Here is a 13,221-nt window from a genome sequence, read left to right as displayed (position 1 = left end):
GATGGAACACAGGCAGGTGATTGTGGGACACGGAGCGTATTGATCCCACTCTGGCAAACCGAGCCGGAGACTTGGTCGGATAGCTTCACAATAGGCCTGCCGCCCTTGCCTCGGTGGCGGGCTTTTTGCTTGTCTCGAACCTCGAAGCCTGCGGCAGGTTGAGCATGATGCAGCGTTCGTTCCTGAGCGGCGCTGCCTGGTCCAGGTTCCCAACTTGATCGGCGAGGGTCGGACAGAGATCCGGGCCATTCTGCTGTCTTTGGGGTCCTCTTGGGCGCGCTCGCGGCGGCTAGGGCGGTCTAGCCAGCAATCTTCCATTCGTTTTGCCAACGGGCACGCACCGCCATCATCAGCATATCTCCACTTGCCATGCCGGTTTGGAATAGCCTTATCAGCTCGAGGGCAATCCCCTGTGCATCAGCTGTGTCGGGAAGAACGCAGAATTCAGCGCAAAGTGCGTCGAAGGCGAGCCTTAGGGTCTTAAGGTCGTTCGGGTAGAACGCCTCGTTTTGTGAGCGAATTGGTTGGTCGAGCATCAGGCGCCTCCATTACGGGCGAGAGTGCGATCGTCGCTCCCAAGCAGCGGAGCCCACAAATTGGCCGCCGACTGCCCAGCTATGGGACAGTTCGCCAAGCGTGTCATTTCACTTTGACGTACAGGAACGATTAAATTACCCGCTTGGGCGCTGGCCCTTTGGGAACTTGCCCGGTGAATTTGTTGGATTCCGCGGTTCCTTGGCTGAGGGATAAACCGCGATCACTGCCTACAAAGCCACCAGCTCGTCGGTTCCTCGACGCTGAAAAGGCGTTTCGCGGATCATCGTGCACTTCGAGGGTCAGCGCACTTTCGATCGGTTGGTCTGGAACATTAGTGCCTTCCAAAGGTTGGTGATTGCGGCAGGCAATGCTCCCTCGCGTCACCTGCCGAAGATCGGGCGAGACACCTTGATCGGCCCGCGCTCTTCACGAGAGGCGCGGGCTTTCCCTTTTTATTGAAGAGATCGCGCATGTCCCAGACCATTCAACCGCCCATATTGCCGGAGGCAAGTCCGGATCGAATGGTCAACTGCGAAGTCGCCTTGGAAACGGCATTCGCAGCCTTGGTGACCGAATCGGAGGCCCAGGGATGGACAGCGCGGGAGACCGCCGAAACTCTGCTCAAAATCGCGAGCGAACATATCAAGCTTCTGGGAGCCGATGTCGAGGCTAAGAGCTGAGGCGAGGTCGCGTCAGAGGAGCCGATTGCTCTGCATCGCACTATTCAGCGGATCCATTGTTGGTGAATGGGGAGGCGCTGGGGATGCACTGCAGGGTCCAGCCCGGCGGTGTTGGCTGCTTCTGGTATTCGAGAATTGCGGCAGTGCATTGTTCGCGCTTGTCGAAAGTGCTTGGCAACACTGCCATGCCGCCCTGCGGGCCGGCGATTACCAGATACCAGATCAGCGCTGCCGTCGAAGTCATGGCGTTTCCTTGTTCCAACCCGACGCCTTAGACGCGGGCGGCTGGTTCACCTTAGGCCAATGGCCGGGAATGAACTAATCGTCATTGAGAAAAGAGGTGGGGATCAGGTCGTCGCCGTCGATGAGGCCTTGATAGTCCGCCATCACCGTTGCGACTTTTCGAAAGGCCTTCATGTCTCAGGTAATTTTCGCGTTTGCGAACTTGGTCCGGAGGTTTTCACCGCGCGGCCCAAGGCATCGGATTTTGCGAGATCTTGCATTTGCGATCTTCCGTTTCTGTTGAGAACCCGCCGCCGGGAGAGGCGACGGGCTTTGGCTGGCAAGGCTGGTCAGTCGTAAACTTTGACGATCTTGTGGGTGGTCGGATCGACCAGAACCGTCCGGTTGTCGATCACGACATAGCGGTATTTGACGTTGGGAACTTCGCGAAGTTCGACGGTGTCGGGCAGCGCCGTGCCGATGTTGAGTTCCACTCCAGGAACCTTCACCGACGCAAGCGGCTGCTTCTTCACATATTCACGGATAACCGTTTCCTGCTCCGGCTGAATAATGATGTCTTCGGCCGTCGCGATGCCGACGCCTGCGAGCAGAAGAAATGCCGCAGCTGCGGCAGAGACATGCAATTTCATAGTCGTGCTCCTTGTGAGATTGGCCCCGATCGACGATGTCGAAGCCCAACCGCCAACTTGGCGTGGATGCAATCGTTCCCTTGGATGGACTTCAGTCGGGGGGAGAGGTTGGACCAAAGTCCGATCGAGACTCCGCAATAGTCTTGCCGGCCACGCAGCTTGGAACGGTCACCCGTCGCGGAAGTTGTCCGCCACGGAACCGAGGAACGAATCCATGGACAGAAGTGTTGGTCAAGCGCGTTGGTTGTTAGCGCCAGTTTTCGTCCTGGCCATATCTCTGCTCGTGATTGGAATATCCCTTGGCTGAACTGGACAGCCCACATCTCAAAATCAGTGCAGCTGCGTTGCCAACGGTTTGCTCGCCGCGGCGAGCGACCGCTTGTTAACTTGAATTTTAGCCAGCAACGGGTGATTGAATGTTCAACGACAAACAGACTCGCTTCATAGAGGCCGGTTTCCTACTGGCTGTGCCCATTTGCGTCGGTCTCACCGCGCTGATAGCCGTATTCGCTCTGGCCAAGATATGACGGTGTCGTTGTATCCAAGGCGGCGTTCGGCGCGAGATCGAGCCCCCGGCAGCGCAATTATGGGAACGCTATAATGAACCGCATCCTTTTTGTGGCGGCGGACTTCCTTTCCCGGCCGCCGGGCTTCTACGTCATGATGGTCGCGATGGTGCTGTGCACCGCGTTGGTGCCGTTCGGACTGACCAACGCGGTCACCTATGCCCTTTCGGTGGCCGCCATTGTGATCACCGGTGTTGTCCTTATACAGGGCTATCGCGATACCGCCGCCATCCACGCCAAGCTCGATGAGATCGTCGTTTCGCTTAGGGAGACCAGAAACGACGTTGTCGGCCTGGAGCATGCCGAGCCAGAGGAGATCCGCGAAAAGATTGCGATGCTTGAACAAGAAGCAGCGCAACGAAATGGGCGAGCCACCTGATTATCATACGGGCTAGCTGTTCGTGAGCTCTCAGCAGGCTCAAGACCCTCGTGCAACCAGATCAGCGCTGGCGGGTTCTTGGCCTAATAAACGGCGCCTCGTTATCCTCCAAAACTGGTCAATTCATGGACGTCTCGATTACGCAGACATCGGCCGATAAAATCAAAGCAGGTAAGAGCGGCCTGCTGCTGATCTCCGACAATTATGATGCCTTCGCCGCGCGTGTTTTGGCGGCAAGAGGCGCGGTTCGCACTCTCGATCTCATGTATTATCTCTGGCACGACGACCACACGGGACGCTTGCTTTTGCAGGAAGTTGTCCGGGCGGCCCAGCGGGGCGTGCGCGTAGAATGCTGCTCGACGACGTCAATCCGCGCAAGAGCGATGCCGCTTATTTGGCGCTGAGCAACCATCGAAACATCGAACTCAAATTGTTCAACCCGAGCGGCATCAGAGCGCGCGGCATCATGCGCGGGGTGGAAGTCCTTTTGCGGCTTTTTGCATTGACAAGGCGGATGCACAACAAGGCCTGGATTGCCGACGACAGCATCGCCATCGTCGGTGGGCGTAATGTCGGCGATGCCTATTTTGACGCGGCGGAGACGAATTTCCGTGACCTCGACATGCTGCTCCTCGGTCCCGCCGTCCAGCAAACCGCGCAAATCTTCCAGACTTTCTGGGTATGCCAGGACGCCAAGCCAATAGGCGAACTCGGTGTAGCCGCGCCAGGCTCGCATGCCTCCTATTTCGAGGGAAGCGACGCGGACACCGAGTCGACGCTTTTGAGCGGTATCGGAGACAAGGGCTCCATCGCCGAGTTCATAGCGGCGAGCAATGACGTACATTGGGTCGAGCGCGTGCGCGTGATCTCCGACCCTCCAGAGAAGGTCCGAGGCTGGAGACCGCACGGTTGGCTGATGAAGGAGTTGCTCCCAATCATCCAGTCGGCGCGCAAGCGCGTGGAAATCGTGTCCCCGTATTTTATCCCCGGTAAGAAGGGTTCAAAAATCCTCGGCGGCCTCGTCGACGACGGGGTGCAGGTCGCTGTTTTGACCAACTCCTTGGCAGCGACCGATGTCGCCGCCGTCCACGGAGCCTATGCCAACTATCGCAAGCGCTTGCTGAGAAAGGGCGTGCAGCTTTTCGAGCTTCAGCCCTTTAGCCGGCAGCCCAAGATCTCCGTATTTGGATCCAAAGGCGCCAGTCTGCACACCAAAGCGTTCAGCGTTGACGACCGCATCGGTTTCGTCGGATCCTTCAACTTCGACCCGCGGTCCGTATCGTTGAATTCGGAAATGGGCGTGCTTTTTGAAGACGAGAAGCTGGTCGCGGAACTGCGACATCGGTTCAAATCGGAGATAGCGCCGGAAGCGAGCTACCGGCTCGAACTGAAGAACGAAGTTCTGCGCTGGCATGGCAGCGATGAAGGCAGACCGCAGACCTATACTCGCGAACCCGAGGCAGCATGGTTCCGCCGCATCCTGGCTGCCCTGGTCAGGCATCTCCCGATCGAATCCCAGCTTTAGCAGGGGATGGTTGGTGGTTCGACAAGAGAGTCGCACGCAGGCTCGGTCCTCTGGGACAGAAGGATGCGAAGCGATTTTTGGAACGCAAAGCCGATCCGGACATTGCATCGAAATAGGAGATACCAATGACCAAGCTCCGCTTCGAGGCCGCCGAGCTTTGACATAATACCGGCTCTAGCAAGAGAGCTGAACAATATGGACCGCGCGCGTTCAAAGGCAATCGGCGAGGCACACGCTACGCTGAAGGCATGCCGCAGGATGGGGCCGGGAGAGCGACGACAGATTCCGCTTGGCCGCTATCGGTCGCGCGGCATACCGAGAGAACTCAGTGAATTTTAAAGATCGTAAGGGTTATCTTGAGCGCGTCCGCAACCGGAAAATGGCGCAATCACCTCACGCCTATGTGCGCGGCAGCGTCATCAGGTTCTATGAATGGCTTGGCAGAAACGGCTCGGCGCTGCCGCAGGGCCCGGCAATATGGATTTGCGGTGATTGCCATCTCGGCAATCTTGGCGCCTTGGCGGATCTGGAGGGGAACGTCGACATTCAAATCCGCGATTTCGACCAAACCGTCATCGGCAACCCGGCCCATGATCTGGTCCGATTGGGGCTCTCGCTGGCGTCGGCTATTCGCAGTTCGGATCTGCCTGGAGTGACAACGGCACGCATGCTCGTCCAACTTCTCGTTGGCTATGTGTCGGCCTCTCGAGGCCCTGACAAAGGACGGGACTCTCAAACAAAGCCGAAGACTCTACGGAGTTTGATACAGCATGCGGTCCGTCGCCGCTGGCACGCTCTGGCGATGGAACGGTTGGAGACGATGAGCGCTGTTTTGCCGCGTAGCAAGCGCTTTTGGCCTCTTCATCGCGGTGAACGGCATCAGGTGCTCACATTCGTTCAGAGCACCGATGTGTCGCGCCTATCGCCCGACGTCGACAAGGCGAGAAGGGGCAAATTGAAGGTACTGGACGCTGCATACTGGATCAAAGGGTGCAGTTCCCTCGGCCATCTCCGCTACGCTGCCTTGGTGCAGGGGAGGCATAGCCGGATGGCGTTGCTTGACCTGAAGGAGGCAACCACAGCGGTTGCCCCGTCCAGCCCTGATGCCACCATGCCCCGTGGCCACGCCGAACGTGTCATTGCAGGCGCAAGGGCGCTGTCCCCACATTTGGGTGAGCGGATGCTGTCAGGGACAGTGATGGGTAGGCCGGTGTTCGTGCGTGAAGTGACACCGCAAGATCTCAAATTGGAAATAGACCGTCTGAACAGCATGCAGATCGAGGCCATAGCCCGCCATCTCGGTGGTATTGTCGGCAAAGCTCATCGCAGACAGATGGATGCCGGCACGTGGCGCCTTTGGACCAAAGAGTTGCTTCGCTCTGATGGCAGCGAGATGGATACGCCATCTTGGCTTTGGGCGAGCGTCATTGATCTGCTCGCCGATCACGAAGTCGCCTATCTCGAGCATTGCCGGCGTTTTGCTTTGGACAAGCGGGAGGTTTCGGTGCGGTAAAGGCGCCGTGTCAGCGGACCATCCTCCCGCCGGCGGGAACTGGATGAGAGGCCGCTGCAGCTTAGAGTGATGCACTATCCCTCAAATCGCAGTCCGTACCGCGGTCATCGAACAGTGAGGCCTCGACGAAAGGTGCCGGCGCCTCGAGCGTCCAGACCACATTATTGGCGCCGTACTTCAGGTCGCTGGTTCCACTCAATGCCTGCGGGGCAACACGCTTAAGCACGACGCTGCCAAAGCCATTCCTCGCGATTGAATTGACCCGAGGACCATCCTCCTCAGACCAAATCAGCTTCAATGTTCGATTGCCTTGCTCACCCGTAATGCCCCAAGTCACTGCGATAGTGCCCTGGCTGCCGGACAACGCTCCATACTTGGCAGAGTTTGTGCATAATTCATGAAAAGCGATGCCGAGATATTGGACGGCATTGGGACTGAGCCTGATCGGTGGGCCTTCCATGGTAATTGCGTCTTCCCGGCCGAAGGGTTTGGCTTGGGCCGCCAGCAGATCGGAGACCGTGGCGCCTTTCCAGTCGGCCGAGACCAACAGATCATGAGACCTCGACAGGGCCATGATGCGCTCCCGCACCTGCTTTTCAAAGTCGTAGGGACTCTGGGACCGCTTGTTAGTCTCGCGGATCATTGAAAGGATCACCGAGTACTGGTTCTTTACGCGGTGATTGACCTCGCGCATCAGCATCCGGATGCGATGTTCGTTCTCCTTGGTCACGGTTATGTCGCGTGCTATCTTTGAAGCGCCGACGATGCGCCCTGTGGCGTCACGGACTGGCGAAATGGTCAGAGAGACCGGCACCAGTTGTCCGTCCTTCTTCTGGCGGATTGTCTCATAGCTCTCGATCCGCTCGCCGCGCCTTAGACGCTCAAGGATCCTTGGCTCCTCATCGTGGTGGTCGGGCGGGATCAGCATGCCGATATGCTGCCCGATAGCTTCGGCGGGCGCATATCCAAACAGCCGCTCCGCGCCTCTGTTCCAACTCCTTATAAACCCGTCCAAATCCTTGCTAACAATCGCATCGAAGGACGATTCTACAATCGCAGATAAGTGCTGGACGGCGTCTTCGCCTCTTTTCCGGTCCGTCAGATCCAGGAGCATGTTGACGGCGCCAGTGAGCTGTCCGTGCTCGTCCCGCAATGGAGTGGGAAACGGCAGGAACGGAAAAAAGCTTCCATCCGGGCGCTGGGCAATTGCTTCGACGTTCCGGACAGGGCGGCCCTCTTTGAGTGTGATCGCCATGGGACATTGGTCATGCGGCATTGCCTTGCCGTCGACAGTGAACAGCTTGAAAGTGACGCACCATTGATCTTGGCCGATCTTCGGTTCCCGGCCGGCAAGTTCGGCAGCAGCTCTGTTAAAGTAGGTAATTATACCTCGTGCATCTGTTGTATAGATGGCAACTGGCAATGCATCCAGTATTTGGTGGTAGCGGGCCTCTTTTTGGGTCATCGCCCGCTCGACGGATTTGATTTGCGATACGTCGACAGTGAAACAACGCGTATGCACGAGTTCGCCGTTTTCGAACTGGCCGCTTGAACTTATTTCCACATGCTTGATGGAGCCGTCACGGGCGCGGAGCCTAGCGGGATAGCGTTCGACGACTTCGCCGCGCGAAAGACGAGCGAGGATATCATCAATGGCATCCTCATCAGCGTGGAAGCTGGCGATGTCACGACCGATGTAATCGGCGGCGTCATACCCCAACAGTTTCAATTCGGCTCTGTTGGCGTGAAGAATGCGTCCAGCACGGTCAACGACATGCAAACCAATCCCCCCGTTCTCAAAAAAATCTTCATAATCTACCGCGTGCTGGCCAAGCCCCGACATTAGCTCCGTCATAACTGGGCTTCCATTGCGCTTAATTCCCAACCGCTCAGTAACCTTGTGGAACGTCGGCAAAGTGAAATGGTTCCGGTTCCACTTTGGCGCCGAAGTTCCCCAAATTGACGCTGTCTGGTTGGCAAGCCATCGTCGACCAATTGCAGGCGGCCGACCCTATGGCGCTCTCCTTCTGGTTGGCGACCGAACTGTAACGTCTTGATCCCGCGAAGGAACATTTTCAGCGGATTGGCATGCAAGGTTCGGTGAGCCGGGAGGCTTTCGTGATCCAAAGACGAGTCGACAAGGGCAATCGGAGCGTGCCGACCGGGAGTCAAAACTGACGATTGAAGCAGAGCGGCAGATTCGCAACGCGAAGACTGATCGCCTGCGCGCCCGGCGCCTGTCTGTGGGAGCCCCCGTCGATAAGGCGGGCTCGCCGAAGCATCGCCCATCTGACGCAAGAAATTTACCACGGAACACCACCGAGGCGGAGTCGTCTCGATCGCCAGCCGTCTCTTCGTCTAAGCCGGAATGAACCTTTGAGCCGGTGGGGAATTGAACCTCAATGGCTGAAGAATCTGAACCCTTCGATAGGAGAGCCGAGTTTGTGCGCAAGTTGGCGCTTGAGACGAGGATTTCGGAGGCGCAGGTTCGAGAGCTGATCGCCATGGTCGGCTACGATTATGCTTCCATCGTGCGGGAGGCCCGGATGCTTAAAAAGGGCCAAACATGAGAACTATTCGGCTCGGTTGTTCTTCTCAAATCGTCGAGGCAGCCGGGAAAAGCCGCATGGCGACTAGGAAGGCGCAAATGGCCGCCTTCACGGGATCGATGAAGCCAGGTTAGGGACCGGGTTGGCGAATGTTTCGACTGGTATCTTGGGCGGGCGCACCGCTTTTAGTCAGCAACGTTCGAGGAGGTGAGAAAATGGCCGTGCCCAAGAAGGACCAGGAACGTGTCACATACGCACGGATGTATGGCGCACAAGCACACAAGAACGGAAGTGAGCGCGTTGTGCCCTGTTTCTGGGAGGAATATGCCGACGCATGGCTGTAAGGCTTTGACGAGCTGTAAGGCTTTGACGACGCCCCTCTTGTTGGCATCGCCAAGGCCAAATCTATTGGCGACCAGATGGAGGCAGAGGTGGACGAAGCCGTAGTCAGTGAGCCGAACTGAGCGGTTTGGCTTGTCAGATGTTCAGTTCTGCGCGATATTTTTTGCGGGAGACGGGCGATCCAAGCTGCCCGCAATATCGGTGCGGAAGTGATCTTGGCCATCGGCCAAGAGGATGATCTCGCTTCCATTGTGGGCATATTCATAAACCGCGATGAATCGAAGCGCTGATCGTCGACACGGCGGTATCCCGCGGCCTCTCTATGAAGTTCGATCCGGAACCTACGGGATCGATCGAGCTTGTGACCTGATGAGCGCACGCGGAATCAACTTTCTCGATCAGTGGATAGCCAACAACATTCTGGAAACGACGAAGGCCGACGTCATTTCCGTCGATGAACTCACACAAAAAGCTTATCGCGGACGCGAAGTCGGTGGGCATTAAGCGGGATGAGATAGATGAGGAAGTCGATAGCCTCTATCGCACCCTCCTCGACGCGATCGTCCACTTCGTGCCTGGCAGGCCGGAATAGAATACGACAGCTGCGCGAAATTCGCGGACAACGCTGGGGCGATCGAAGCGTCTACGGAAGGCGGAGGCTGTTACGAGTGTGCTGTAGCCCCTATGACTGGTAACACCTGATCAAATATGATTGGTCTGCCAACCATTCGATGCACTGTCGAGAGCCATCCGGATATCGTCCGGTCTATCGATGCCGCCGCTGAATAGAGCGATCAAGCGGCGTGCCAAATGCTCACGCGCCGGGTGCGAGCCCTCAATGCCAGCTTGCTCGCAATAGTCGTCCAAAATCCTGGTAAGTGTTGCCAACCGTATTTCGTCAGCCGTTCCGCGAATGGTCATCTCGCATACTCCCGATTGGGCGAAAGCGTGATCGACTCTTTCAAGCGCCCGTTTGCCATTGGAGGCGGGCGACGAACGAACTGTACGCTTCCGACAATCGGTTAGCGAGTCAAATCAGTACCGGCCTGAGATCATGGAGCGGATCGCGTCGGCGTGACCGCCGGCCGCCGACTAGGTTGGACCGCAAACGCGGCGCAGGTTGCCTTACGACAAACCGCGATTTCTGAGTTGTTCCACGCCACCGAGGTCTCGCCCCGTGTTTATTCGAGACGAGCTCCGGACCGGGCTCACGCTTACCGCACGAAGCCAGCCTTCAGTGGAGAGGTGCAATGGGAATATTCTGCGAAGGCAGGAACCGCACGCTGATGGCGAAGTTCATTTTAAAACAACAGGAGTGAAACATTGTGAACACGCCAGAGACAAGCGGCTTCCCCGGGTCCAGTGTACCGAACGAGAATGAGTGGCGGGCCGACGATAGCGGTGCCGGTAACAGCAAGGAGGCCCTCAACAAGTTGAAGACAAGCGCGTCCGAGACCGCGACCCACTTGAAAACCGCTGCGGCCTCTGTTTCGACCGATGCTAGGGATTATGCCGGCTCAGTCGTCTCCGATGCGGCGGGCGCGTTCAAGGAAGCAGTCGAGACGAACAAAACCGCTGGTGCCGACGCCATTGCCAACATCGCGCATTCTGTCAAGGAGGCTGCTGACGGCATAGAAAAGCAGTCGCCTCAGGTCGCGGGCATGGTCCGTAGTGCGGCCGAAGGCGTCGAACGAATCTCCACGGACATAAGAGATCGAAACGTCGGGGAATTGCTCGAGTCCGTTACCAAATTCGCACAGCGCCAACCGGCGGCGTTCTTCGGAGTGGGAATCCTCGCTGGTGTGGTGCTGACCCGCATCATGGGCAGTTCGAATCGCTCCTGAGAGGAGTCCTCAGATGGATGATGGGATAGATCGTCAGCCCTTCGCCGGCATCATCAACGAAGCGCTGGAAAAAATCGCCTCGTTGATGCGCTTGGATTTGCGCCTGCTTGAAGCGGAAATGAGAAGCAAGGCATCGGCCGTCGCCTCCTCCGGCGCATGCGGGGTGGCAGCCGGCATCTTCTTTGTCTTGGGAGCTTTCGCTTTCGTAGAGTTTCTCATCCTGGCGATGATCTATTTTGGTATAGGCGCGATGTTTTCCTGTCTGATAGTTGGCGTCGTTTTGATTGCCGGGGGCTTGCTCTCTCTTTATTTGGCCAAGCGAGCGCTGGTGGGATGGACCGTAACGCCTATCGAGACCGTCAACCAGGTGCGCAGCGATCTGGCTGCATTGAAGCAGGGGATCCGTTATGGCACGACGCAACGATGATCTCAGCGAGATCGTGGGGCAAATGCGGATCGAACGGCAGGCCTTGTTTGCACCTGTCGCCGAGATAAGCCGGCGCCTGCAGCCCCATCACCTGGTCGAAGTGACCACTCGGTACGCAAAGGACAAGATGGTCGGGGCCGTTGGTGGCGTTTCAGACGCCATCAAGCAAAACGGCGGCACGGTGGCGGCGGTAGCCTTGGGGGCCGTAGCAGTTTTTGATGCCGGCAGAAAAAGCGCTGAAGGCGCCAGCGGTCTCGTGAACGCGTCCGAGCCGCACGTGAAAATATCGAGCGGCGGCAAGCACACGGGTCGTCTAAGCGTTCCGAACGTAGGGAGCCAGCGCAAGGGCCTCAGCAACGTGGCTCGGGCAAAGGTACTTGCCGGTTCAGCGGGAGGGCTTTTGATCGGCCACGTTATCGGTCGTTCGTTCAAGGCGACCGGGAAAGAGCGTGAGCTTTTCGGCAAAGCGGCAGAAGAACTCCAGAGCGCCGCTTCCGAATTCGTTAGCCTGCATTCGCGCGGTGCAAAACTGGCAGCGGCGCAGTCCTTCGGCTTCGCCAGGTATTCCGCCGCTTTCTTGGTGCTCATGGCTGTAGCCGGCGATTATTTCGGTGGCTCGAAGGATGGCGGCAATCAGGACTAAGCGATGGTGCGCCTGGACAACCACACCGCGTATAGCGTGCTGAGCACTAATCGGAACACCGGAAGTTCTGGCGCATTGCTAATGAACGCTGTTGAAAATGCTGCAAATACCTATGGACGCAAAAATGCGCCGCTCGATCACAAATGCATGGGACTTGGTCAGAGAGAGCGTAGTCGGGTTTGTCAACGACAATGCTCTTAGTCACGGCGCGGCAATGGCTTTTTACGCGACCACCTCGTTGGCGCCCATTTTGCTGATTGTGGTTGCTATCGCTGGACTGGTTTTTGGTCAGGATGCTGCAAGATTGGCTTTGTCTGCCCAGATTTCGGGGCTGATGGGCCCAGAAAGCGCGGATCTCCTCCAGACAGCACTGGAGAGCGCCTCGAATAGGTTGTCCGGAAGCTGGGCCGCGGTGATAGGGGTAGTCACCTTATTGGTGGCGGCATCCGGTGTCTTTGGGGAAATGCAGCAATCGCTAAACACGATCTGGAAGGTTGAACCTCAGGGAAATTCCCTGTCACGTCTGGTCCGCGCTCGTGCAGCAAGTCTCGGGTTGGTTGCCGCGCTCGGTTTCATGTTACTCGTGTCCCTCGTTGCCAGCGCAGCAATATCGGCGCTGGGAAATATCATCAACGCTCACCTGCCGTTTGGTACAATAGTCCTTGGCACGATCAACGCGATCGTTTCGTTTGCTCTGATCTCGGGGATGTTTGCCGCAATCTACAAAGTTTTGCCTGATCGAACCCTCGAATGGCGCGACGTGGGCATTGGCGCCGTTGTCACCGCTGCCCTGTTCACGTTCGGGAAGTCGCTTATCGGCTGGTATATCGGCTCCAGCGCGGTCGCGTCCTCATATGGGGCGGCCGGTGGGCTGCTCGTGATACTCCTCTGGGTTTACTACTCATCAGAAATTTTTCTTCTCGGCGCCGAATTCACGCGCGCCTATTCCGTTCGACACGGCAGTAGGTCGGATCTGGCCCCGCTGGTTCACAGTGCTGTGCCAGCAGCAAACGTCCCATTTCGCGCAACGACAAGATCCGACTCTGCAGGCGTGGTCGCCGTCCTTGCGGTAGCGTGCGCGAGCGCGACGATGACCGCGCTTATGATGGGTCTCCGGCGTTTTCATTCCGACAGGGATAGCTGACCCACGCTGGACCGGAGGCGCAAGCCCTTGTCCAGAGTTTGGCCGCCGGGGATGCCGAGTCCCACGGCGGCGTTCAGGTATCGGAGGGCGAGTCCTTTTGGCACTGTGGCACTGATTGGCGTCTGGTGACGCGGGCTTCCAAATAGAACCTTACAATGGGGCGCAGCTCTGCCCACGGAACAAACGTGGAAGTGCCGCGT

At 57.6% G+C, this 13,221-nt stretch carries 15 protein-coding genes and 1 pseudogene; 11 read left to right on the top strand and 5 right to left on the bottom strand.

All coding sequences use genetic code 11. The annotated features are described in order from the left end of the window. Positions 1-299: 299 nt before the first annotated feature. Positions 300-536 (bottom strand): hypothetical protein, encoded by a 237-nt coding sequence (locus CKW40_RS03495; protein ID WP_095198558.1) that lies wholly within the window; start codon positions 534-536, stop codon positions 300-302. Between the two features lie 471 nt (positions 537-1,007). Here CKW40_RS03495 and CKW40_RS03490 point away from each other — a divergent pair, with 471 nt between their 5' ends. Beyond that, positions 1,008-1,217, top strand: coding sequence for a hypothetical protein (locus CKW40_RS03490; RefSeq protein ID WP_095198557.1), 210 nt, complete (start codon positions 1,008-1,010; stop codon positions 1,215-1,217). A gap of 40 nt (positions 1,218-1,257) precedes the next feature. Here the strand turns inward: CKW40_RS03490 and CKW40_RS03485 are convergent, their stop codons facing one another. Both CKW40_RS03485 and CKW40_RS03480 read right to left on the bottom strand, forming a co-directional pair. Beyond that, the gene (locus tag CKW40_RS03485) at positions 1,258-1,461 is read right to left on the bottom strand and encodes a hypothetical protein (protein ID WP_095198556.1); all 204 of its coding nucleotides are present in this window, start codon (positions 1,459-1,461) and stop codon (positions 1,258-1,260) included. 328 nt (positions 1,462-1,789) lie between these two features. Then, positions 1,790-2,089 carry a DUF1236 domain-containing protein gene (locus CKW40_RS03480; RefSeq protein ID WP_095198555.1) on the bottom strand — a complete coding sequence of 100 codons (300 nt, stop codon included), beginning with the start codon at positions 2,087-2,089 and terminating at the stop codon, positions 1,790-1,792. Between the two features lie 600 nt (positions 2,090-2,689). On the opposite strand from CKW40_RS03480, the gene CKW40_RS03470 reads away from it, so the two are divergent. From CKW40_RS03470 to CKW40_RS03460, 4 genes are all read left to right on the top strand, one after another. Further along, on the top strand, positions 2,690-3,034 hold the full coding sequence (locus tag CKW40_RS03470; protein ID WP_095198553.1) for a low affinity iron permease family protein: 345 nt from the start codon (positions 2,690-2,692) through the stop codon (positions 3,032-3,034). Positions 3,035-3,159: 125 nt separating this feature from the next. Then, positions 3,160-3,438, top strand: a complete 279-nt coding sequence (locus CKW40_RS44545) for a phospholipase D-like domain-containing protein (protein ID WP_244571075.1) — start codon at positions 3,160-3,162, stop codon at positions 3,436-3,438. Further along, on the top strand, positions 3,384-4,559 hold the full coding sequence (locus CKW40_RS03465) for a phospholipase D-like domain-containing protein (RefSeq protein WP_244571074.1): 1,176 nt from the start codon (positions 3,384-3,386) through the stop codon (positions 4,557-4,559). Before CKW40_RS44545 ends, CKW40_RS03465 begins: the two co-directional genes overlap by 55 nt. Positions 4,560-4,887: 328 nt before the next feature. Next, positions 4,888-6,072, top strand: a complete 1,185-nt coding sequence (locus CKW40_RS03460; protein WP_280175379.1) for a DUF2252 family protein — start codon at positions 4,888-4,890, stop codon at positions 6,070-6,072. A gap of 61 nt (positions 6,073-6,133) precedes the next feature. Here the strand turns inward: CKW40_RS03460 and CKW40_RS03455 are convergent, their stop codons facing one another. Beyond that, positions 6,134-7,927 (bottom strand): PAS domain S-box protein, encoded by a 1,794-nt coding sequence (locus CKW40_RS03455; protein WP_179297815.1) that lies wholly within the window; start codon positions 7,925-7,927, stop codon positions 6,134-6,136. A gap of 547 nt (positions 7,928-8,474) precedes the next feature. On the opposite strand from CKW40_RS03455, the gene CKW40_RS43670 reads away from it, so the two are divergent. After that, positions 8,475-8,642, top strand: a complete 168-nt coding sequence (locus CKW40_RS43670) for a hypothetical protein (RefSeq protein WP_179297814.1) — start codon at positions 8,475-8,477, stop codon at positions 8,640-8,642. Positions 8,643-9,332: 690 nt separating this feature from the next. Next, positions 9,333-9,555: pseudogene (locus CKW40_RS03445) on the top strand (DUF768 domain-containing protein). A gap of 110 nt (positions 9,556-9,665) precedes the next feature. On the opposite strand, the gene CKW40_RS03440 reads toward CKW40_RS03445, so the two are convergent. Further along, a complete protein-coding gene (locus tag CKW40_RS03440) occupies positions 9,666-9,884 on the bottom strand; it encodes a hypothetical protein (RefSeq protein WP_095198551.1) in 219 nt (72 codons plus the stop codon). A gap of 404 nt (positions 9,885-10,288) precedes the next feature. Between CKW40_RS03440 and CKW40_RS03435 the strand changes: the two genes are divergently transcribed. The 4 genes from CKW40_RS03435 to CKW40_RS03420 all read left to right on the top strand — a co-directional run bounded on the left by CKW40_RS03435 (position 10,289) and on the right by CKW40_RS03420 (position 13,021). Beyond that, positions 10,289-10,807 carry a hypothetical protein gene (locus tag CKW40_RS03435; RefSeq protein WP_244571073.1) on the top strand — a complete coding sequence of 173 codons (519 nt, stop codon included), beginning with the start codon at positions 10,289-10,291 and terminating at the stop codon, positions 10,805-10,807. A gap of 13 nt (positions 10,808-10,820) precedes the next feature. Continuing rightward, complete coding sequence (locus CKW40_RS03430; protein ID WP_095198550.1) at positions 10,821-11,234, top strand: phage holin family protein; 414 nt, start codon at positions 10,821-10,823, stop codon at positions 11,232-11,234. Further along, the gene (locus CKW40_RS03425) at positions 11,215-11,877 is read left to right on the top strand and encodes a hypothetical protein (RefSeq protein ID WP_095198549.1); all 663 of its coding nucleotides are present in this window, start codon (positions 11,215-11,217) and stop codon (positions 11,875-11,877) included. Before CKW40_RS03430 ends, CKW40_RS03425 begins: the two co-directional genes overlap by 20 nt. Before the next feature lie 124 nt (positions 11,878-12,001). Further along, positions 12,002-13,021 carry a YihY/virulence factor BrkB family protein gene (locus tag CKW40_RS03420; protein WP_095199111.1) on the top strand — a complete coding sequence of 340 codons (1,020 nt, stop codon included), beginning with the start codon at positions 12,002-12,004 and terminating at the stop codon, positions 13,019-13,021. Positions 13,022-13,221 lie beyond the last annotated feature (200 nt).

The organism is Mesorhizobium carmichaelinearum (assembly GCF_900199455.1).
Taxonomy (GTDB): domain Bacteria; phylum Pseudomonadota; class Alphaproteobacteria; order Rhizobiales; family Rhizobiaceae; genus Mesorhizobium; species Mesorhizobium carmichaelinearum.
This window is presented reverse-complemented; position numbering and strand designations above follow the sequence as displayed.